The sequence below is a fragment of the Streptomyces sp. NPDC001002 genome, from assembly GCF_053599215.1.
Genome location: NZ_JBSFLV010000045.1, coordinates 40,448 through 59,970, shown reverse-complemented (window position 1 = coordinate 59,970; position 19,523 = coordinate 40,448). Strand labels below are relative to the sequence as shown.

Annotated in this window: 20 protein-coding genes and 1 tRNA gene; 13 read left to right on the top strand and 8 right to left on the bottom strand. The window is 70.6% G+C overall.

Annotated elements, in window-relative coordinates:
- Positions 1-49: 49 nt before the first annotated feature.
- Positions 50-532 carry a Dps family protein gene (locus tag ACWDR3_RS21710; protein ID WP_450354151.1) on the bottom strand — a complete coding sequence of 161 codons (483 nt, stop codon included), beginning with the start codon at positions 530-532 and terminating at the stop codon, positions 50-52.
- A gap of 70 nt (positions 533-602) precedes the next feature.
- Positions 603-1,418 (bottom strand): alpha/beta hydrolase, encoded by an 816-nt coding sequence (locus ACWDR3_RS21705; protein ID WP_450354150.1) that lies wholly within the window; start codon positions 1,416-1,418, stop codon positions 603-605.
- A gap of 162 nt (positions 1,419-1,580) precedes the next feature.
- On the opposite strand from ACWDR3_RS21705, the gene ACWDR3_RS21700 reads away from it, so the two are divergent.
- The 4 genes from ACWDR3_RS21700 (at position 1,581) to ykgO (ending at position 3,177) form a co-directional block, all read left to right on the top strand.
- Complete coding sequence (locus ACWDR3_RS21700; protein WP_450354149.1) at positions 1,581-2,354, top strand: sulfite exporter TauE/SafE family protein; 774 nt, start codon at positions 1,581-1,583, stop codon at positions 2,352-2,354.
- A 138-nt stretch (positions 2,355-2,492) separates the two neighbouring features.
- Complete coding sequence (gene rpmG / locus ACWDR3_RS21695; RefSeq protein ID WP_124002108.1) at positions 2,493-2,657, top strand: 50S ribosomal protein L33; 165 nt, start codon at positions 2,493-2,495, stop codon at positions 2,655-2,657.
- A gap of 83 nt (positions 2,658-2,740) precedes the next feature.
- Positions 2,741-3,001, top strand: a complete 261-nt coding sequence (locus tag ACWDR3_RS21690) for a type B 50S ribosomal protein L31 (protein ID WP_450354148.1) — start codon at positions 2,741-2,743, stop codon at positions 2,999-3,001.
- A gap of 53 nt (positions 3,002-3,054) precedes the next feature.
- Positions 3,055-3,177 carry a type B 50S ribosomal protein L36 gene (gene ykgO, locus ACWDR3_RS21685; RefSeq protein ID WP_124002110.1) on the top strand — a complete coding sequence of 41 codons (123 nt, stop codon included), beginning with the start codon at positions 3,055-3,057 and terminating at the stop codon, positions 3,175-3,177.
- A gap of 61 nt (positions 3,178-3,238) precedes the next feature.
- On the opposite strand, the gene ACWDR3_RS21680 is transcribed toward ykgO, so the two are convergent.
- On the bottom strand, positions 3,239-4,606 hold the full coding sequence (locus tag ACWDR3_RS21680) for a DUF6351 family protein (protein WP_450354165.1): 1,368 nt from the start codon (positions 4,604-4,606) through the stop codon (positions 3,239-3,241).
- 245 nt (positions 4,607-4,851) lie between these two features.
- On the opposite strand from ACWDR3_RS21680, the gene ACWDR3_RS21675 reads away from it, so the two are divergent.
- Positions 4,852-5,607 carry a cobalt-precorrin-6A reductase gene (locus ACWDR3_RS21675; RefSeq protein WP_450354147.1) on the top strand — a complete coding sequence of 252 codons (756 nt, stop codon included), beginning with the start codon at positions 4,852-4,854 and terminating at the stop codon, positions 5,605-5,607.
- A 36-nt stretch (positions 5,608-5,643) separates the two neighbouring features.
- Here ACWDR3_RS21675 and ACWDR3_RS21670 read toward each other — a convergent pair whose 3' ends face one another.
- From ACWDR3_RS21670 to ACWDR3_RS21660, 3 genes are all read right to left on the bottom strand, one after another.
- Positions 5,644-7,722: an MDR family MFS transporter gene (locus tag ACWDR3_RS21670; RefSeq protein WP_450354146.1), complete on the bottom strand. Its 2,079-nt coding sequence runs from the start codon at positions 7,720-7,722 to the stop codon at positions 5,644-5,646.
- 118 nt (positions 7,723-7,840) lie between these two features.
- Positions 7,841-8,614, bottom strand: a complete 774-nt coding sequence (cobF, locus tag ACWDR3_RS21665) for a precorrin-6A synthase (deacetylating) (RefSeq protein ID WP_450354145.1) — start codon at positions 8,612-8,614, stop codon at positions 7,841-7,843.
- Positions 8,615-8,734: 120 nt separating this feature from the next.
- A complete protein-coding gene (locus ACWDR3_RS21660; RefSeq protein ID WP_450354144.1) occupies positions 8,735-9,268 on the bottom strand; it encodes a DUF309 domain-containing protein in 534 nt (177 codons plus the stop codon).
- Positions 9,269-9,367: 99 nt separating this feature from the next.
- On the opposite strand from ACWDR3_RS21660, the gene ACWDR3_RS21655 reads away from it, so the two are divergent.
- Positions 9,368-9,441: transfer RNA gene (locus ACWDR3_RS21655), tRNA-Pro, on the top strand.
- A 101-nt stretch (positions 9,442-9,542) separates the two neighbouring features.
- Here the strand turns inward: ACWDR3_RS21655 and ACWDR3_RS21650 are convergent.
- Positions 9,543-10,937 (bottom strand): hypothetical protein, encoded by a 1,395-nt coding sequence (locus ACWDR3_RS21650; RefSeq protein WP_450354143.1) that lies wholly within the window; start codon positions 10,935-10,937, stop codon positions 9,543-9,545.
- Positions 10,938-11,227: 290 nt separating this feature from the next.
- Here ACWDR3_RS21650 and ACWDR3_RS21645 point away from each other — a divergent pair, with 290 nt between their 5' ends.
- The 3 genes from ACWDR3_RS21645 to ACWDR3_RS21635 all read left to right on the top strand — a co-directional run bounded on the left by ACWDR3_RS21645 (position 11,228) and on the right by ACWDR3_RS21635 (position 15,012).
- Positions 11,228-12,619, top strand: coding sequence for an alpha/beta hydrolase-fold protein (locus ACWDR3_RS21645; RefSeq protein WP_450354142.1), 1,392 nt, complete (start codon positions 11,228-11,230; stop codon positions 12,617-12,619).
- Positions 12,620-12,832: 213 nt separating this feature from the next.
- On the top strand, positions 12,833-14,125 hold the full coding sequence (locus ACWDR3_RS21640) for an MFS transporter (protein ID WP_450354141.1): 1,293 nt from the start codon (positions 12,833-12,835) through the stop codon (positions 14,123-14,125).
- Complete coding sequence (locus tag ACWDR3_RS21635) at positions 14,125-15,012, top strand: NAD(P)-dependent oxidoreductase (RefSeq protein ID WP_450354140.1); 888 nt, start codon at positions 14,125-14,127, stop codon at positions 15,010-15,012. The genes ACWDR3_RS21640 and ACWDR3_RS21635 overlap by 1 nt, the downstream gene beginning before the upstream one ends.
- A 15-nt stretch (positions 15,013-15,027) precedes the next feature.
- Here the strand turns inward: ACWDR3_RS21635 and ACWDR3_RS21630 are convergent, their stop codons facing one another.
- Positions 15,028-15,669, bottom strand: a complete 642-nt coding sequence (locus ACWDR3_RS21630; RefSeq protein ID WP_450354139.1) for a helix-turn-helix domain-containing protein — start codon at positions 15,667-15,669, stop codon at positions 15,028-15,030.
- 111 nt (positions 15,670-15,780) lie between these two features.
- Between ACWDR3_RS21630 and ACWDR3_RS21625 the strand changes: the two genes are divergently transcribed.
- The 4 genes from ACWDR3_RS21625 to ACWDR3_RS21610 all read left to right on the top strand — a co-directional run bounded on the left by ACWDR3_RS21625 (position 15,781) and on the right by ACWDR3_RS21610 (position 19,512).
- Complete coding sequence (locus ACWDR3_RS21625; protein ID WP_450354138.1) at positions 15,781-16,608, top strand: IclR family transcriptional regulator; 828 nt, start codon at positions 15,781-15,783, stop codon at positions 16,606-16,608.
- Between the two features lie 410 nt (positions 16,609-17,018).
- A complete protein-coding gene (locus ACWDR3_RS21620) occupies positions 17,019-18,038 on the top strand; it encodes an ArsR/SmtB family transcription factor (RefSeq protein ID WP_450354137.1) in 1,020 nt (339 codons plus the stop codon).
- Between the two features lie 87 nt (positions 18,039-18,125).
- Positions 18,126-18,551 carry a hypothetical protein gene (locus ACWDR3_RS21615; RefSeq protein ID WP_450354136.1) on the top strand — a complete coding sequence of 142 codons (426 nt, stop codon included), beginning with the start codon at positions 18,126-18,128 and terminating at the stop codon, positions 18,549-18,551.
- 79 nt (positions 18,552-18,630) lie between these two features.
- A complete protein-coding gene (locus tag ACWDR3_RS21610) occupies positions 18,631-19,512 on the top strand; it encodes a hypothetical protein (RefSeq protein WP_450354135.1) in 882 nt (293 codons plus the stop codon).
- The last annotated feature ends 11 nt before the right edge of the window (positions 19,513-19,523 follow it).

Genomic DNA, 19,523 nt, shown 5'->3' with positions numbered 1-19,523 from the left:
GGACGGGCCACCCGACAGATCGGGACGGCCAACAAGGCGGGCCGGTCGGTCAGTTGTCGCGCGGCCAGTTCTCCGCCTCGAACATCCACCGCTGCTTCTCCAGGTCGGCGGTGATCGAGATCAGCAGGTCCTGGGTGACCGGGTCGGGCTCGTCGGTCGCGGCGATGCGCTCGCGCAGTCGGCCGATCGCGGCCCCCAGCGATGCCACCATCACTTCCACGACCTCGGTGTCCTGCTGCCAGCCGTCCTTCGGGCTCGGCAGCGTGAACGCGGCCGCGATCGTCTCGGGCCGGCCGTCCGGTGACACCCCGAGCGCGGCCGCCCGCTCCGCCACCGTGTCGGCGTACGAGCGGGCCGTGTCGACCACCTCGTCCAGCTGCAGATGGATCGAGCGGAACCGCGGGCCCACGACGTTCCAGTGCGCCTGCTTCCCGATCAGGGAGAGCCCGAGCAGATCCACGAGGGTGCCTTGCAGGGCGTCCCCGGCGATCCCGCGGGCCGGTTCGGGAAGTGCGCTCTTGACGACAGTCATACGGGCCTCTCCTTCATCGCGTGTGTCCCGCAGCGGGTGCCCGGAGCGAATCGGCGCAAACGCGGCAAGGTCAGCGCGGGGCGAGGACGCCGTCCAGGAAACGGGTCAGGTCGGCGAAGACGTCCGCCCGGTTCGTCTCGTGGAAGACCTCGTGCCGGGCGCCGGCGTAGACCCGCGAGGTGAGCAGCCCGAGACCCCGCAGCTCCTCGACACCGACGCGGCTCCCGGCGAGCGGGACCAGCCGGTCGTCGTCCCCGTGCAGCCACAGCAGCGGAAGGCGGCCCACCGCACCGCTCTTCGACACGGTCTCCAGGGTGCGCGCGAACGCCTCCACCGTGGGCCGCTTCATCGGCCCGTGCCAGACCAGCGGATCCGCCGCGTACGCCGCGCCGACCGCGGGATCACGGGAGAGCGCCGCCGGGTTGATCGGCGTGTCGGGGATCTCCTCGTGGGCCAGCAGCCGCTCCGGCAGCGGCCAGTCGCCGATCACCGGACCGGACAGCACGAGCGCGGCGAGCTCGTCGCCGTACCGCTGGGTGTAGCGGGCCGCGATCAGGCCGCCCATGGAGTGCCCGACCAGGACGAGGGGGACGCCGGGGTACGCGGACCGGGCCAGGTCCGCCACGGCGTGCGCGTCGGTGACCACGTCCTCGAAGTCCTCGATCAGCACCCGCTCGCCCGCCGACCTGCCGTGTCCGGCGTGATCGGGTCCGAACACGGCGGCCCCGTGCCGCACCAGCACCCCGGCCAGTTCCTCGTACCGCCCCATGTGCTCGCCGTACCCGTGCAGCACGAGGGCGAGGTACCGAGGGCGCTCTGCGGCCCACTCGGTGACGACGATCCTGCCCTTGACGCCGTCCAGGACGTGTTCGCGGACGTCGGCCATGTCTCCTCCAGCTGCGTCGGCGAAGCTCCCGAGGGGATCTTCTCAGAGGTGGAACGGACGTCCACAGCCCAATACTGGCTAGTTAAACGGCCACCGGTACGGACCAACCCGCGAGACGCTCCTTACGGCGGCCGGATACGTGCGCATAGCATCGGTGTTCGCATGGACACGATGACGCTCTGGCACATAACCGGCTGGGAGTTCGCCGCCCTCGCCGCGGCCGCTCTCCTCGTCGGCTTCTCGAAGACCGCGGTGAGCGGGGCCAACACGGTGAGCCTCGCGATCTTCGCGGCGGTCCTGCCCGCCCGCGCCTCCACCGGCGTACTCCTGCCGATCCTCATCGCCGGCGATGTGCTCGCGGTGCTGACCTACCGGCGGCACGCGCACTGGCCGACGCTGTGGCGGCTGTTCCCGGCGGTCGCGGCGGGCGTGGTGGCCGGGACGGTGTTCCTGATCTGGGCCGACGACCAGATCGTACGGACGTCGATCGGGGCGATCCTGCTGCTGATGGCGGGCGTGACGCTCTGGCGGCGGCGCACCGCGGAGGCCGACGCGGAACCCGACTCGGTGGCCACCAGGTCCGGCCGGATCAAGGCCCGCTCGTACGGCGTGCTCGGCGGCTTCACCACGATGGTCGCCAACGCGGGCGGTCCGGTGATGTCGATGTACCTGCTCTCCGCGGGCTTCCGGAAGCTGGGCTTCCTCGGGACCTCGGCGTTCTTCTTCCTGATCGTCAACGTCACCAAGGTGCCCTTCAGCGCCGGTCTCGGTCTGATCGACGGCAACTCGCTGCTCCTTGACGCGGCGCTCGTGGCGTTCGTCGTGCCCGGTGCGTTGATCGGCAAATGGGCTGTGAACCGAATCAACCAGCGACTCTTCGAACAACTCGTGATCGCGGCGACGATCGTCGGCGGGCTTCAACTGTTGCTGCGCTGACCCGGTGTCTCTCCCCCCGGGCACCCCCTTCGACCTGCACCGACGGCTCGGGAATGCGAAGGGGGGAGGCGTTGTTGGACAGGCTGTGATTGACATGCCCGGATCAGCGATCCGTGGCGTGGGCGAAGGGAGGACTTCATGGCACGCAGCAAGGCGCGTCCCGTGGTCACGCTGAGGTCGACGGCCGGAACCGGCATCACCTACGTGACCCGCAAGAACCGCCAGAACGACCCCGACCGACTGGTCCTGCGCAAGTACGACCCGGTCGCCGCGGCGCACGTCGAGTTCCGCGAGACCCGCTGAACCACCGGCTCGGCCGCACCACAGGCGCGACGCGTCGAGCACCCCGCCCGACGCGTCGCCCGGCGCCCCAGGAAGGACATCCCATGAAGCCCCGCATCCACCCCGACACCCGGCTCGTCGTCTTCCGTGACCGTGCCGCGGACGTCACGTTCCTGACCCGCTCCACCGCCGACTCGGCGAAGACGATCGAGTGGCAGGACGGTCGGACGTACCCCCTGATCGACGTCGAGATCTCCTCGGCGTCCCACCCCTTCTACACCGGCAACACCCGGGTCGTGGACACCGCAGGACGAGTGGAGCGCTTCGAGCGCCGCTACGGCCGGGCGACGGCCGCCCAGAGCTGACCGCGACCCGGCGCCGACCTCGAATCGGCGCGTGTGACGAGGAGAGCACAACGATGAAGGTACGCAAGTCCCTGCGTTCACTGAAGAACAAGCCCGGCGCCCAGGTGGTCCGCCGCAAGGGCGTGGTGTTCGTGATCAACAAGAAGGACCCTCGCTTCAAGGCCCGCCAGGGCTGACGAGCGTACGAAGACGAAGTGGCCCCCGTGCAGGTGCACGGGGGCCACTGGCATGTCATATCTAGGGCGCGATCCCGACCCCCGGGATCCTGCTCCACGCCTTCTCCTGCGCCGCCGTCATCGCGGGCCAGCGCAGCCCACCCGGCCGCGGCCGCACGCGCGTGGCGTACGCGGCGGGGTGGTACCCGGCGTCGTAGAAGCAGCCGGTGGCATAAGTCTGGTCGAAGGCGGCACACGAACCCGCGATCGACTTGGCCGTCGGCCGCTTGCCCGTCCGCACCCAACGGTCCAGCGCCGAGATGTCGTTGGCGTACTCGGAGTCGCTCAGCGCGCTGTGCTCCGACTCGTGCGTGAACGTCTGCACCAGGTACCGCTCCCGGCCGGCGCCCTCGACCGTCGCCCGGTAGGCCGCCTCGTGCTCCACGAACGCCGTCGGGTCGTCGATCGCGTGCATCGTGAGCACCGGGATGGAGATCTTGCCGGTGAGGTCACTGTCGTAGGACAGATCGCGTACGGCGGTCGGGTCCGCGCTGAAGCGCTCGACACCGGCGTTCAGCGCCTTGTCGTCGTGCGAACCGGTGTACCGGACGCCCTGGTTGGAGAACGGGTTCCGGTCGCCGAGGCGGTTGTGGACGATGTCCCGGAAGGTGAACGTCGCGAACCGCAGATGCGACTCCAGCGTCCGCTCGGGCAGGCGCGTGACGGCGAGGATGTCGTCGAGGTTCCGCTGCTGGAGCGCGGTCCGCTCGGCGGGCGCCGACTCGAATCCCGTGCACTCCTGGAGGCGTGCGCGCAGCCCGGCGGACGTCATCGTCGAGTCGGCGCGCAGACCCTGCCAGAGCGGGTACTGCGGCTCGGTCGGACGGGGGTGGTTCTGGCAGTAGTACTGATAGACCACGCGCAGGTCGACGCGGTAGTCGTACCCCCGGGACCCGCCCCCGAGGACCCCGCTGGTGAGCAGCGCCCCGTCGTACCGCCCGTGCTTCTTGCCGTACGTCTCGACGACCTTGGCGGCGACGTCCCCGCCCCACGACTGGCCGTGCACATAGGTCCGCCGGGGCTTGCCGAACTCCTTGACGAACAACTGGCGTGAGTTCTCGGTGTCCTCGGCCGCCATCCGGGTGCCGTAGCCGCCCCGCCGGTAGGACGAGCCGACCCAGGCGTACCCCTCCTCGACCATCACCGACCAGCGGGTCAGGTCGTCGACGCTGCGCTGCGGGTCGGAGGTGTTGCCGAGGTCGGGGCCGCCGTGGGCGTGGACGACGAGGGAGCCGTTCCAGTCCTTGGGGACGGCGATGGCGTAGAAGGCGCCGTTCTTGTCCTGGCCGGTGTAGCAGGTGGCCTTGCCGACCAGTTCGGCCGGACAGGTCGCGACCGCCGGCGGCGGGGCGGCCGCCCGGGCCGGCGGGGCTCCGCCGATGGTCCCCAGGAGCGCGACCGTCGCGGTGGCGACGACTCCCGCTCGACGCCAATCCCGTGCGCGTGTTCTCCAACTGTCCAAGGCGGCTCTCCTCGTCCAACGCCGACGCAGCGTCGCGCCGTGCGCGGCGATGCTAAATAGGGAGCGGGCGGGGGAGCCATGGCGGAGATCGTTCTGTTCATAGTGTTCGGCGGGCCGATCGCGCGAGCGTCCCGGTGCGGCCTCCCCGCGAACGACCTCGTACGCTCGCACGCATGTCCCCGCACGTCCTGATCCTCGGCGGCACCACCGAGGCCCGCGAACTCGCCGGTGTGCTCGTGGCGCGCGTCGGCGTGCGGGTCACGACGTCGTTGGCGGGGCGGGTAGCTCGGCCCGGGGAGCTGGACGGGGAGGTGCGGATCGGGGGGTTCGGCGGGTCGGAGGGTCTGGCGGACTGGCTGCGGGAGCAGCATGTGGACGCCGTCGTCGACGCCACGCATCCCTTCGCCGCCGCGATCACCGAGAACGCCGCGCGGGCCGGCGCGGCGACCGGAGTGCCGGTGGTGGTGCTGCGCCGCCCGGGGTGGCTCGCAGGACCTGCGGATCGGTGGCACCTGGTCGCGTCCCTGGCGGACGCGGCGGAGGCATTGCAGGGGTTCGGGAGACGGGTGTTCCTGACCACGGGACGACTCGGGCTGTCGGCCTTCGCCGGGGTGACTGACCGTCACTTCCTGGTGAGGTCAGTGGAGTTGCCCGAGCCGCCCTTGCCGCCGGACACCCAAGTGCTGCTGGCCCGCGGGCCGTTCGCCGTCGCCGACGAGACCGCGCTGCTGCGGGAACACCGCATCGACGTACTGGTGACGAAGGACAGCGGGGGAGAGGCGACCGCCGCCAAGCTGACGGCCGCGCGTGAACTCGGCCTGCCCGTGGTGGTCGTACGGCGGCCACCGCTGCCGGAGGGGGTGCGTGCGGTGGCCGATGTGGCGGGTGTGCTGGGGCGGTTGGGGCTCGACGGGCCCAACTCGCCCTGAACGGGAGCGCGGACGGGGTGGTGCCCGTCCGGATTGCTACGTCGACTTGCTCGACGCCAACTCCGGCTGTTTCTGCGGCAGTCCGGTGGACATGTCCTCGACCAGCAGGCGCTTGGCGATCGTGTCCACCGCTGCTCGCAGGTCGGTGCCGGACGGGCGGCCGACGTCCTGCTGCACCCGTTCCTCCAGCCACTTGCCCCAGGCGTCGCCGATGACCGTGGCCTCGCGTTCGCCCGCCGGGGTGTGGGAGAGCAGGGAGCCGTCGCGGGTCAGATAGCCCTCCGAGACCATGCGGTCGAAGACCGGCAGCAGTACTTCCGGCGGCAGATGCCGGCGGGCGGCGATCAGTCCGAGGCTGGAGTGGCCCACCATCCGCGTGTACAGCTCGACCTGCATCACGGCCCAGGCCCCGGCGATGTCCAGCCGGGTGTCGGAGTCGGTGATGATCCGCCGGGCGGTGTCCAGGTCCGTGCTGCCGATGATCTTCCCGACCGCCGCTTCGAGCAGCCGCTGCGAGTCGCCGCCGCGCGGTGACGCGAACCCCTCGCCCATGTCGGTGGAGCCCGCCCGGGCGCTGTCGCGTAGCTGGACCTGCTTGAGGAAGAGCGCGACCACGAACCCGACGACCGCGACCGGCACGGTCCACAGGAAGACCGTCTGGAGCGTGTCCGCGTAGGCGTTGACGATCGGGGCGGCTGTGGCCGAGGGCAGTTTGTGCAGGCCTTCTGGGCTGCTCGCCGCCTTGGTGAGGGTGGCCGGGTCCGTGCCGCCGACCCGCGCGGCGTTGGCGATGCCCTCGGAGAGGTTCGGCTTGAGGGAGTTGGCGTAGATCGTGCCGAAGACCGCGGTGCCGAAGGAACTGCCCAGCGTGCGGAAGAAGGTGACACCGGAGGTCGCCGTGCCGAGGTCGGCGTAGTCGACGGTGTTCTGTACCGCGATCGTCAGGACCTGCATGGACAGGCCGATCCCGGTGCCGAGCACGAACATGTACAGCGACTCCAGCCACGCACCGCTGGAGGGCCCCATGAGGGACATCAGATACAGGCCGACGCCCATCACCACGGAGCCGACGATCGGGAAATAGCGGTACTGCCCGGTCTTGCTGACCACGTTGCCGCTGACGACGGACGCGATCAGCAGCCCGATCACCATCGGCAGCGTCCGCACGCCGGAGACCGTGGCCGAGTCGCCGTCGACGTACTGCAGATAGGTCGGCAGATACGTCAACGCGCCGAGCATGGCGAAGCCGACGATGAAGCTGAGGATCGAGCACACCGTGAAGACCGGGTTGGCGAACAGCCGCATGGGCAGCATCGCTTCCTTGGCCCGGGTCTCCACCCAGCAGAACAGGCCCAGTGCGATCGCGCCGCCGACGAACAGCGTGATGATGGTCGGCGAACCCCACGCGTACTCGTTGCCGCCCCAACTGGTCGCCAGGATCAGCGCGCTCGCGCCGACCGCGACCAGCGCGATGCCCATGTAGTCGATGACCGGCCGGGACACCGACTTCACCACCGGGATGGTGCGGGCGGCCGCGGCGACGACGACGATCGCGATCGGCACGTTGACGTAGAACGCCCAGCGCCAGGTGAGATGGTCGGTGAACAGACCGCCGAGCAGCGGTCCGATGACCGTGGCGACGCCGAACACCGCGCCGATCGCGCCCTGGTACTTGCCGCGTTCGCGCAGCGGGATGACGTCGGCGATCAGCGCCATGGCGGTCACCATGAGGCCACCGGCGCCGATGCCCTGGACCGCGCGCCAGGCGATCAGCAGCGTCATGTTGGTGGAGAGACCGCACAGGAACGAGCCCGAGATGAAGACGATGGCCGAGACCTGGAAGACCACCTTGCGGCCGAACAGGTCACCGAACTTGCCGACCAGCACGGTCGACACGGTCTCCGCGAGCAGATACGCGGTCACCACCCACGACATGTGCTCCGCGCCGCCGAGGTCCGACACGATCGTCGGCAGGGCCGTGCCCACGATCGTCTGGTCCAGGGCCGCAAGGAGCATGCCCAGCATGATCGTCACGAAGACGATGTTGCGGCGGCGCGCGTCCAGCACCGGCGGCTGCGAGGCGGCGGGCGGTGCGGTGTCCTCGGTCACTGTCACGAGGTCACGATCCCACCGGGTTGCCGGAGACGCACGCGTTGCGGGACCGCTCGGGTGGCGGAATTTACTCTTGGGGGCTGTCGTTCGGATCAGCCCGGCGTCGCGGGCACAACAACCGCTACTTCCGGTCGGGATTCCGGCGCAGCAGATAGGTGTCCATGATCCAGCCCTTGCGCTCCCGCGCCTCGGCCCGCAGCCGCTCGATGCGCGGACCGGCCTCGGCGATCGGCCCGGAGACGAGGATCTCGTCCGGGGTGCCTATGTACGCGCCCCAGTAGATGTCGATGTCCTGATCGGCGTACCGCCGGAAGGCCTGGTGCGCGTCGAGCATCACAACGACATCATCCACCCCCTCCGGAAACTCCTCGGAGAGCCGCCTCCCGGTGGTGATCTGGACCGACCCGGCGACCCGGTTGAGCCCCGTCCGATGCCGGGCGACCAGCGCCGAGACGCTGCTGATCCCGGGAACGACGTCGTACTCGAAGGCCACCTCGCCCCGCTCCAGGATCTCCTCAAGAATCCCGAGCGTGCTGTCGTACAGCGCGGGATCCCCCCACACCAGGAACGCGCCGCTCTCCTCCTCGCCCAGTTCCTCGGCGATGAGCCGCTGGTAGATGGCGGCACGGGCACTGCGCCAGTCCCCGACGGCGGGGGAGTACGCGGCACCCCCGGCGGCCCGATCCCGCTCCGGATCGCGGGCCTCCACCACCCGGTACGACCCCTGCGGCACGTGCGCGTCGAGCATGTCCCGGCGCAACTGGGTCAGATCGCTCTTCACCTCGCCCTTGTCCAGGACGAAGAACACGTCCGTGCCGCGCAACGCCCTGACCGCCTGCAGGGTCAGCTGGTCGGGGTCGCCCGCGCCGATACCGATGACATGAATCTTTCGCACGCCCCCGAGTCTGCCGTACACCACTGACAACGAGTGCACCGCGTCTGTGCGGACAGACACCGGGACCTGCGCGTACCTGCGCAGACACCTACCTTCGCCAGCACTTACCTCCGCAAGCACTCACCCCCGCAGCCGAGGGGCCCGCGCCCCCGCGTCCACACTCTCGCCGCCGCGCTCCACGTCGTCCGCCAACTCCCGGGCCCACACGGCCAGTCCCGCGAGATCCATCCCGTACGGCCGCTGCCGTCCCGTGTCCGACGCCCACTCCTCCACCGCTCCGGCGCCCCGTCGCAGCAGCCGGACGCCGCCGGTGAGGTTGCCGCGCGCGGCATGCGTGAGTCCCACCGCGAGCTGGGCCAGCCCCCGCCACAGCGCCCTCTCCTCCTCGGGCCCCGACTTCCAGGCGTCCTCGAACACCTCGTGCGCGTGGAAGGGCTTCCCGGCCGAGAGCAGCTCCTGCGCCTCGACGACGGACCGCTCCGGTGGACGTACGACGCCCTCGGGCTGCCGCTCCACCCCGGCCGCGCCGTAGGGCAGCGGCCGCCCGAGCCCGTCGCGCGGCCGGGCGTTGCGCGCCCGCCCGTCGGCGTCCCGGTCGCGCCGGTCGGAGACCTCGTCCGGCGCTGCGTCCCTGCCGCGTCCCGTAGTACTCATACGCCAAGTGTCGCGCGCCCCCTGCCCCCTTCGGAGCGGCCGGCGGCGTGCGGTAAAGTACTGTCCGCGTGATCACGCGTTTCTCCGCGTGTGTCGCATCGGGACGTGGCGCAGCTTGGTAGCGCACTTGACTGGGGGTCAAGGGGTCGCAGGTTCAAATCCTGTCGTCCCGACGGTGTGAAGGGTCTTCACGGGCGAGAGCCTGTGAGGGCCCTTTTGCGTGGAGGGTCTTTGTCGGTGGAGCCTTTGTCGTGAGGTGCGGTCGGTGATTTCCTCATAGGGAATGCAGGATCTCGCCGATTTTCTCCGCCACCGTCTCCGCCGAGCCCTTCGCGTACGACGAATCCATCGCCTCGTACGTGATGCGGGCATAACTTCGGGATTCGGCCATGTTCTTGGCGCCGCCCTCCAGCATCGACATGACCGCGGTGTGTTTGAAGGGGGAATGCGCCTTGATGGTGAGGGCGGTGTCCGTGGACAGTTCCGGGGAGACTCCGACGAGGACGCCCTCGCCGAGGCGGAGGATCCAGATCGGGACGGGGGCCGTGCCGGTCGGGGTGAAGTCGTAGGTCTTCGTCGGTGCGGTGGGGTGGCCGCCGGGGACCGTGTCGACCGTGACGGAGTCGGTCAGCAGGCGGAGCTGAGACGCGCCGACGGTGGACGTCCTGATGGTCTCGCTGACCCGGACCACCTCCGTGCCGAGCCGCTCACCCTGCACCGTGAGCAGGATCCAGCCGGCGTCCTGGGCGTCGACCTGGGACCACTTGAGGTCCTTGTCGATGGTGTAGCGCTTGGAGCGGAACGCCGGTGACTGGTCGCCGCACGAGCCGACCAGGAAGAACCCGACGACGTCGTCCCCGTACTGCTCCTCCACGTGCCCGGCCGCCGCCCCAGCGAGGTCGGCAGTGATTGGCAGGTCGCCGCTGGCCATGACCGACTCCATCATCACGGAAGACTGGACGCTGTAGTTGACCAGGACGGCGATCGGCCTGCCGGCGGTGTCGTCGATGCGGGTCACGCCCACGCTCTTGTCGGACGGGCCGCTCTCGCCCGTGCCCAGCCACCAGCCGTCGGCGGTACGGACGTCCCGGTTGACGTTCACATCGCAGGTGCCGGTGCCGTGGCCGACCCGCGCGGGCCGGAGTCCTGAAACCGCCGCCGCGACCGCCGTCGAGGTCGCCGTCTTGATCTGCTCCACGTACTGCGCCGCCCCGCTGCCGCTGCTCGCGGCCTGCACATGCGGCGCGGAGAAGGTGTGCGTGACGGTCACGACGATGTCGGCCGTGGCCACGCCGGCCGCCGCGGAGATGATGGTCCGCATGGCGGCGATCGCCTCCGCGCTGATCGACGTCAGGTCCAGGACGGCGAGCGCGACGCGGCGGGAACCGCTCTCCAACAGCAGCACGCGCACGTGCAGGTCGTCGTGGACGGTGGTGAAGCCGTCGAGGGGGAGGAGCGAGGCCGGGAACGCGATCGCGGCCCGTCCGGCGCCCGCCTTCAGCACCGCGGAGCCGCCGCCGCGGTCCGCCTCCCGGTCGGCCGCCCGCGCGGTCGCCGTACCGCCCGCAAGGGACGTGGCCGCCACCGCCGCGGCGAGCGAACCGTTGAGAAACGAGCGGCGACGCAGCGGGCCGTCCTGCTTTTCACCGTTCTTCGCGTTCTCAGCCATGGAATGCACAACTCTCCTTCACGTTCGGGATCCGGAAGACACCCGATGGTGCAAGGGGAGTTGGCGGTCACATAGCGCGCGTCGTGAAATCTGAGCTTGCGCGTTCTGACTACCGCGCATGACCAGGAAACCTCTGCGTAACCTGTGAAAAAGAATGGTTCCGCCGCAGCATGGCGAAATTTCGCACAGCTTTCCCCAAGTCGATTTTCCTAACGTTTCCGTCATCGCCGGTCGATTCGAAACTAGGAGTGTGTGTTTTGGTGGAACGACGTACGTTTATCGCCGGATCAGTGGCGGCCGGATCCGCGGCCGTGGCCGGGGCGGCGACCTTCGGCGCAGGGGGTTTCAGCGCGGCGGCCGCACCCGCCGAAGAGGCCTCCACGGCCGAGCACATCCGCGGTGTCACCGCGATCACGAAGGTGTTCGGCGACGGTCAGAAGCTCATAGCCGTCGCCGTCGAGTACGACCGCGGCATCGACAACTCCTCTTTGTCGACGTCGACGTTCGCCGTCACCGACAGGACGGTCACCAAGGTCTACGCGAACACCGCGATCGACCTCGCCGAGCGGGGCAGGGACGGCCGCTACGTCATCGTCGAACTGTCTCCCGACGACACGGCGGCGGCGCTGTGGGTGACTCAGCAGGGCGGCTCCGGCACCCCGACGGGCACACCCACTGCCAGCTCTAGTGCCAGCGCCAATCCGAGCCCCAGCCCGAGCAGTTCCGGCAGCGCACCGGGCGGCGGGCCCAAGGTCGGCGACAGCACGCCGGGCGGGACGATCGTGGCGGCGAAGGCCTCGGTCGTCCAGAAGGGCACCGTCACCACGACCCGCGGGACCCGCTACGCGGCCGTCGACACCACGCTGACGACAAGTGCCGTGGTGAACCTGATCGTCGACGACTTCGAGCAGTTCACCTTCGAGGACCCCGCCACCGGCCAGACCCTCAGGTACAACCTCTTCATCCCGAAGGGCCATGACCGCCGCAAGCGCTACCCCCTCGTGCTGTTCATGCACGACGCGAGCGTCGTCAACGTCGCCACCGAGGGACCGCTCGTCCAGGGACTGGGCGCCGTGTGCTGGGCGGGCCCCGACGACCAGGCCAAGCACGAGTGCTTCGTCCTCGCCCCCGAGTACGGCTCGGTGGTCGTCGACGACACCTACGTACCCTCGTCGCTGTTCGACGCCACCGCCCACCTCGTCGAGGCGGTGACCGAGAGGTACGCCATCGACGAGAACCGCCGCTACACGACCGGCCAGTCGATGGGCGCCATGATGTCGCTGGGCCTGAACATCAAGTACCCGGACCTGTTCGCGGCCGCGTACATCGTCGCCGGCCAGTGGCCCTCCGACGTGGCCGCCCCGCTCGCCGACAAGAAGCTCTGGATCGTCGTCTCCCAGGACGACGACAAGGCATTCCCCGGCGAGAACGCCATCACCCAGGTCATCAAGGACCAGGGCACCAAGGTCGCCACCGCCGCGTGGGACGGCCAGTCCACGGACGCGCAGTTCGCCGCCGACGTCCGCCATCTGAAGGCGCAGAAAGCCCCGGTCAACTACGCCTCCTTCCAGACCGGCACGACCGTCCCGACCGGCTCCAACACCAGTGCCCACATGGGCACTTGGCGCATCGCCTACACCATCCCGGGCATCCGCGACTGGATCATGCGGCAGTCGAGGTGAGGCCGCCCCGGTAGGAGGGCCGTGCTGTGCCGGACGGTCGCGGCCATCGCTGAAACAGATAACCGCCATCTCCAACCATCTCCGCCGAACGGGAAACAACGACTCCGCCCGCATGTTGGAAACAACAGGCGGTGAACCAGGACCGGTCGGTTCCACACCGGCCGGCCGGTCCGCCGCCGACGGAATCCACCGTCAAGGGATCGGAGTGCTGTGATGTTGTCGACGTCGGCCAAGGGTCCGCGCACGGATCCCGCGCCCACCCCGAAGGACGGAGCCGCCCGGGCTCCGCACACCGTCCGCCGGTACGGCAGCGGCTTCTGGACGGTCGCCGCGGTGTTCGTGACGGCGATGGCGTTCTCCACCGTCCCCACCCCGCTGTACCCGCTGTACCAGGCCCGCGACGGGTTCTCCACGTTCACGGTGACCGTCGTGTTCGCCGTCTACGCCGTCGGCGTGCTGACGAGCCTGCTGCTCGCCGGGCACGTGTCGGACTGGCTGGGCCGCAAGAAGGTCCTGATCTCCGCGCTGGCGCTGGAACTGCTCGCCGCCGTGCTGTTCCTGTCCACCGCCTCGCTGCCCGTCCTGATCGTCGCCCGGCTGGTCACCGGCCTCGGCGTGGGCATGCTGACGGCGACCGCGACGGCCTATCTGCACGAGCTGCACGCCGCGCACCGGCCCGGCGCCTCGACGCGACGGTTCGAGATCGTGTCGACCGCGGCCAACATCGGCGGCCTCGGCGTAGGGCCGCTGGCCGCGGGTGTGCTCGCCGAGTACTTGGGGGCGCCGCTGCGACTGCCGTACGCCGTTTTCGTCGTACTGCTGCTGATCGGTGTCGCCGCCGTCGCTCTGACACCCGAGACGGTCCGGAAGCCGGCCGTGCGGCCCGCGTACCGGCCGCAGCGGGTCGGCGTGGCCCACAGTGATCGCGGATACCTCGCCGCGGCCGCGGCCGGTTTCACGTCCATGGCCGTGTTCGGCCTGTTCACCTCGGTGGCGCCCGGATTCGTCGCGGGCACCCTGCACCACCCGTCCCACGCGCTGGCGGGGCTGGTCGTGTTCGCGGTGTTCGGTGCCGCCGCCGCGGCCCAGACGGGCACCGGCCGGCTCGGCGACCGGACGCGCTGGTACGTCGGCCTTGGCGCCCAGGCCGCGGGGATGGCCGTACTCGCGATCGGCATGCATCTCGCGGGCCTGCCCGTGTTCCTGCTGGCCGGCGTCCTCGCCGGAGCGGGTGCCGGGGTGCTGTTCAAGTCGGCCGTCGGGCACGTGGCCGCCACGGCCGCCCCGGCCCAGCGCGGTGAGGCCCTCGCCGGCCTGTTCCTCGCCTCCTACCTCGGACTGGCCCTGCTGCCCGTCGGACTCGGCGTCGCCAGCCTCTTCATGAGCCTGGGGAACGCCACGACGTGGTTCACCGCCGTGGTGCTGGCGCTGTTGGCCACCGTCGCCGTGGGGGCCCGCCACCACGGTCCGGCCGCACCTGTTTCTTCCACCTTGGAGCGTGTGTGATGACAGAGAACAAGCAAACCGCAAGCACGAACGCGAAGGTCGCCGTCCTCGGGACCGGCGTCATGGGAACCCCCATCGCGCGGAACCTGCTGCGCGCGGGATTCGCCGTGCGGGTGTGGAACCGCACCCGGCAGAAGGCGGAGGCGCTCGCCGACGAGGGCGCGCAGGTCGCCTCCACGCCCGCCGAGGCGGCCAAGGACGCCGAGTTCCTGATCACCATGCTCACCGACGGGGCCGCCGTCCACAGCGCGATGAACGGTGTCGACGGCGCCCTGGCCACCCTCGCCCCGGACGCGGTGTGGATCCAGATGAGCACGGTCGGCGTCGGCGCGACCCAGCACCTGGCCCAACTCGCCGAAGGGCGCGTGGGGTTCGTCGACGCACCCGTGTCCGGGAGCTCGCAACCCGCGGAGCGCGGCGAGTTGCTCGTCCTCGCGTCCGGTCTCCCGGTACTGCGCCCCCGCGTCCAGCCGCTGTTCGACGCCGTCGGCCAACGGACCCTGTGGCTCGAACACCTCGGCGACGGCAGCCGGTTCAAGCTCGTACTGAACAACTGGCTCGCCGTCCTGGTCGAAGGCATGGCGGAGACCGTCAGCCTCACGGAGGCACTCGGCCTGGCACCCGACCTGTTCCTCGACACCCTCGCCGAGAGCCCGCTCGGGTCCGCCTACGCGACCGCGAAGGGGCACGCCATGGTCGACCACGACTTCGCCCCGGGCTTCCCGCTCCACCACGCGGGCAAGGACGCGGCCCTCGCCCTGGAGGCCGCCGACCGGCAGGGGCTGGAACTGCCGCTCACCGCAAGCCTGTTGAAGCGGTGGGACGAGGCGATCGCGAAGGGGCACGCGGACGAGGACGTGGCCTCGGCCGTCACCGCCGCCCGCTAGACGCGACAGACGGGGTCATCGGCCCGGGCCGCTCGTCGTTCCGCGGCCCACACCCCCGTGGGTGACGGTGGGACCGAACTGACGCACCTGAGGAATGGTCGTCACCATGTGCGCCGTCACCCGCTCGCTGAGGCAGACGTGGATGTGCGGCACGTCCCCCGGGAAGCGTGCGAAGTCGCCGGCCGACAGCTCCACCGGCTCGTTCAGGGGGCCCGTGCGCAGCTTGCCGGTGATCACGTAGATGTGGTGCAGGGTGCCCGCGGCGTGCCCGGGGATGGTCTCGTCCCGCCCGCCGCCGCGCTCCAGCCGGAGCATCAGGGTGCGGACGTAGCCGGAGCCGTACGTCTCGTCCAGCAGGCGTTCGGTCCAGTTGGGGGCGTCGGTCCACTCGACCTCGTCGTGCCGCTGGACGTAGACCGGGGTGCCCCACTCGGTGAGCAGCCGCCGGGCGGGCATGTCGAGGGCGGCGCCGAGGAGGGCGAGGGTCTCGACGGTGGGGTTCCCCTCGCCGTGCTCGATCTTGGACAGCGTCTGCTTCGACAGGCCGGAGCGGCGGGCCAGTTCACCCAGGGACATGGCCCGCTCCAGCCGGAAGCGGCGCACGTTGCGGGCCACGAGCTCGTTCTCACCGGGGTTGCCGTCACTTTTAATGTGCATCCCGTCATTGTTGACGAACGACCGGCCGCTGCGCATCCTTGTCACGTAAAGATTTCCGAGCGGTGTATTGAAAGTGACACCCGCTCGCCCCTCGATGTTGAGGTGACCCCCATGACCGCCACTCTCTCCGGACCCGGACCCGGGTCCACCCGCGACGACCGTGCCGCCGTGGACAAGGCCTTCTGCCTCCTCCTCGCCCTGGAGGACCGGACCGGTGGCGGGGTGGGCGTCAGCGAGCTGGCGCGGCGGGCGGGGCTGAGCAAGTCGACCGCGTTCCGGGTGCTGGGCATGCTGGAGCGCAACGGCGTCGTGGAGCGCACCGGCACGGAGTACCGCCTCGGCGAGCGTCTGCACCACCTCGGCCGGTCCGTCTACGGCCCCGGCGCGGAGGGCGTGCGCGACGTGCTCCTGCCCTTCCTCGCCGACCTGTACGAGGCGACCCGGGAGACGGTCCACGTGGCCGTGCTGCACGACGTCCACGCCGTCTACCTGGCCAAGCTGTACGGCCACCGCCCCGCCCCCGTCCCGTCCCGCATCGGCGGCCGGCTGCCGGCCCACGCCACGGCGGTGGGCAAGGTCCTGCTCGCCTACGACTCCGGCGGCGCCGAGGAGGCGCTGTCCCGCCCGCTGGAGCGGTTCACCGAACACACCGTCGCCGACGCGGCGGCCCTAGCCGACGAACTGGCGAGCATCCGGCGTACCGGCGTCGCCTTCGATCACGAGGAGTACCAGCCCGGCCTGGTCTGCGTCGCGGCCCCGGTCGTGGGACCGGGCGGCCGCGCGGTGGCCGCCCTGTCGGTCGCCGGCCGCCGCGGCCAGACCGACGTGGAACGCCTGAGCGCCCAGGCCCGCCGAGTGGCCGCGGAGGCGTCCCGGGCCTGGACGAGGCACGCACGGCGGATGCGGGTGGCGCGATCGGTGGCGTACGAGGAGGAGTGACGGGTGTCGAAGTGGGGTGCTGGGCGCTGGAGTTGGGGTCGGGTGCCGGAATGGCGTGCTGGGCGCTGGAGTCAGGGGTCGGGTGCCGGAATGGAGTGCTGGGCGCTGGAGTTGGGTGCGGGGCTCCGAAGTGGTGCGCCGAGCAATGAAGTTGGGTGTGGGCCGCCGAAGTGATGTGCCGGGTGCTGACGTTGGGTGTCAGGTTTCGAAGTGAGGTGCCCGGCAACGAAGTTGGCCGTCGAGTGCCGAAGTGTGTCGGGTGCTGAGAGGATGCGTCCGATCCTGTTCGCGTAGGCCACGGGGCGCCCGCGAAGCGCTGTCCCGGAGGCCGGTTCCCGTGGTGTCCCCGGGTGCGGTGTGCCCCTGGCCGCTCCCAGGGCGAGGTGACCACTCGACTTGGGGCGGTTCTCTTGCTGCGCATTCACTTCACGCCGCAGGACTTGACCCGCGTCCGGGTGGCCGCCGCCCCGGACCCGCTCTGGGAGATCGCCTGCAGCCTGCACCGGCTGCAGACCACGCGAGGCCGCTGGGCGTACGCCGACTGGTACCGCGAGACCCGGGCCACCCTCGCCGGCACCCAACTCGGCGCGGCCGTACGCCGGCTCCTGGTCCCTGTGCTGCCCCGGGCCCGCTACCTGCCCGACTTCCTCACCCCGCACGAAGCCGCCGACGGCCTGGACCGGGGGCTCGCCGCGATCGTCGACACTCCGCCGGAGCGGGTCGCCCACGAGATACAGATGCTGGACCGGTTCAGCGGCGCCCCCGACTGGGCGCCCCGGCTGCTGGAACGCGCGGCCCGGGAAGACCTGGCCGGACTCCTGCGCGCGTACCACGAAGCGGTCATCGCGCCCCACGAGAACCGCATCCTCGCCACCGTCGACGCGGAGCGCGCCCTGCGCGGCAGGGACGTCCTCGCGGGCGGGCTCGATGGGCTGCTCGCCGGTCTGTCACCCGCCGTCCGCTGGCACCCGCCGGTCCTGTACGTCGACTACGTCGAGGACCGGGACCTGTACCTGGCGGGCCGCGGACTGCGTCTGGTCCCGTCCTACTTCTGCTGGCAGTCGCCGGTCTCGATGGCCGACGACACCCTCCAGCCGCTGCTGGTCTACCCCGTGCACGGCCTCCGCGCCCCCGCCCCCGAACGCCCCGCCGACGCCTCCCTCGCCGCGCTGCTCGGCCGTACCCGCGCGGCCGTGCTGCGGTCCCTCGCGCCGGGCGCGACCACGTCCGAACTGGCCGGATCCCTGGGCGTGTCCATGGCCACCGCCTCCCACCACACCACCGTGCTGCGCGACGCCGGCCTGATCTTCAGCCATCGCCACCACAACACGGTGCTGCACACCCTCACGCCGCTCGGTGCCGCGCTGCTCAGGCCGGCTTCACGCGATGTGCCGGAGGGGCGAATTCCACCGAGGGACAAGGGACTTTAGACCACCGTCGAAGGACATGGCCCGTGGGGAGTGTGCTCTGCGAGCGTTCGGGTGACTGATCCACTCCGACCCGACCTTGGGGGAATCGTGACGAAAGCCATGACCGCGGGCGTGCTCGCGCTCGTCACCGCAGCAGGCTGTCTGGTGCTCGCGCCCACCGCGTCCGCGGCGGCACAAGCGTGTGTGACCACGGCGATGACGACCGGACCCCGCGGCGGCGTGGGCAGCACGGCGAAGAAGTCGGCGACCAGTAGTTGCAGCGACCTCAACCTGACCGAAGCGGTGAATCTGGTCTATTCGGGCGACCTGCCCTCCGACAGCGACTCCTACGCCGGCCGTCTCTACTACACCTCCACCAGCTCCTGGAAGACCTGCAGCGCGGGTTACATATGGGCCGAGGACGGCAGCTACGCCCCCGACAAAAAGGTTCTGTGCACCAATGTGAACGACAACGTGAAGTTCACGGTGGTCAGTTACAACAACCAAGGCGACTACGTCGAGATCACGCACTGAACCCGTTCCGGTCCCAGGGGTGCCGTGGCCCCGAGCGGACCACGGCACCGCCCTCCCGCAGGCAGGACCCACGATCCCCATGTCCCGGATGCCCCGCCGCGCACTCACAGCCCTCATCCTCGTCCTGCTCACCACGGCCGTCGCCACCGCCTGCACGGCCGCCCCGGCAGAACGGCCCGTCTCCGGGCCCCGTGCGGCCACCGTGACGCCGGCTCGCCTGAGCGACGCCCTGCCGGCCGATCTCGTGCGCATGGTCCTGCCCGCGACCGGCGCGGAGTCCCGCTGGACACAGGGGCTGGACGTGTTCACCCAGCAGGTGCAGCAGGCCGCGGCGGCCTCCTGTGCCGACGAGCACGGCTTCACCCTGCCCGCCTCGGCCCCCGTCGCCTTCATCCGCTTCTCCGAACTCCCCGACCTGGACTTCATCGCCCGCCACGGCACCAGCGAGAGCGCCACCGTGCCCGCGCCGTCGGCGAGCCCCGCCCCGGCCCGGACCGGAACCACGGCCGAGGTACGCGCCTGCCTCGCCCGGGGCACGGCGGCGGCCGAGACCCTGCGCGACCGTTACGTCGACGTGCAGGGGGAGTGGTTCGGCACGATCACCTCGCTGCGCCGCGACCCCGCCACCCTCCGCGCCCTGCGCACCCTGCCGGACTGCTTCACGCGATACGGCATCGAAGCCCGCGACGAGCAGGCCTACTTCGCCCTCGCCGACCGGCTGATGCAGTCCGCCGACGCGAGCGAACTTCCCGCGCGGGAAAGGGAGTTGGGTCAGGCGTACGCCGCCTGTATGCGTCCGGTCGAGGCGGTCCGCGAACCCGCCCGCGCCACGCTGCGCACCCGCTTCCTCGCGGACCCCGAACACGCCGACGCCGTCCGCGCGTTGCGCACCACCCTGGTCCCGGCCCTGCGCGCCGCCGAGAAGCGGTACGGCGTGCCCCTGGTGTTCCCGCAGCCCTAGCGGCCGTACCG

What these genes read in the sequence shown, in the direction of transcription:
- ACWDR3_RS21710 (WP_450354151.1), bottom strand. Translation starts at nt 532, where the DNA reads ATGACTGTCGTCAAGAGCGCACTTCCCGAACCGGCCCGCGGGATCGCC.
- ACWDR3_RS21705 (WP_450354150.1), bottom strand. Translation starts at nt 1,418, where the DNA reads ATGGCCGACGTCCGCGAACACGTCCTGGACGGCGTCAAGGGCAGGATC.
- ACWDR3_RS21700 (WP_450354149.1), top strand. Translation starts at nt 1,581, where the DNA reads ATGGACACGATGACGCTCTGGCACATAACCGGCTGGGAGTTCGCCGCC.
- rpmG (WP_124002108.1), top strand. Translation starts at nt 2,493, where the DNA reads ATGGCACGCAGCAAGGCGCGTCCCGTGGTCACGCTGAGGTCGACGGCC.
- ACWDR3_RS21690 (WP_450354148.1), top strand. Translation starts at nt 2,741, where the DNA reads ATGAAGCCCCGCATCCACCCCGACACCCGGCTCGTCGTCTTCCGTGAC.
- ykgO (WP_124002110.1), top strand. Translation starts at nt 3,055, where the DNA reads ATGAAGGTACGCAAGTCCCTGCGTTCACTGAAGAACAAGCCCGGCGCC.
- ACWDR3_RS21675 (WP_450354147.1), top strand. Translation starts at nt 4,852, where the DNA reads ATGTCCCCGCACGTCCTGATCCTCGGCGGCACCACCGAGGCCCGCGAA.
- ACWDR3_RS21660 (WP_450354144.1), bottom strand. Translation starts at nt 9,268, where the DNA reads ATGAGTACTACGGGACGCGGCAGGGACGCAGCGCCGGACGAGGTCTCC.
- ACWDR3_RS21650 (WP_450354143.1), bottom strand. Translation starts at nt 10,937, where the DNA reads ATGGCTGAGAACGCGAAGAACGGTGAAAAGCAGGACGGCCCGCTGCGT.
- ACWDR3_RS21640 (WP_450354141.1), top strand. Translation starts at nt 12,833, where the DNA reads ATGTTGTCGACGTCGGCCAAGGGTCCGCGCACGGATCCCGCGCCCACC.
- ACWDR3_RS21635 (WP_450354140.1), top strand. Translation starts at nt 14,125, where the DNA reads ATGACAGAGAACAAGCAAACCGCAAGCACGAACGCGAAGGTCGCCGTC.
- ACWDR3_RS21630 (WP_450354139.1), bottom strand. Translation starts at nt 15,669, where the DNA reads ATGCACATTAAAAGTGACGGCAACCCCGGTGAGAACGAGCTCGTGGCC.
- ACWDR3_RS21625 (WP_450354138.1), top strand. Translation starts at nt 15,781, where the DNA reads ATGACCGCCACTCTCTCCGGACCCGGACCCGGGTCCACCCGCGACGAC.
- ACWDR3_RS21610 (WP_450354135.1), top strand. Translation starts at nt 18,631, where the DNA reads ATGTCCCGGATGCCCCGCCGCGCACTCACAGCCCTCATCCTCGTCCTG.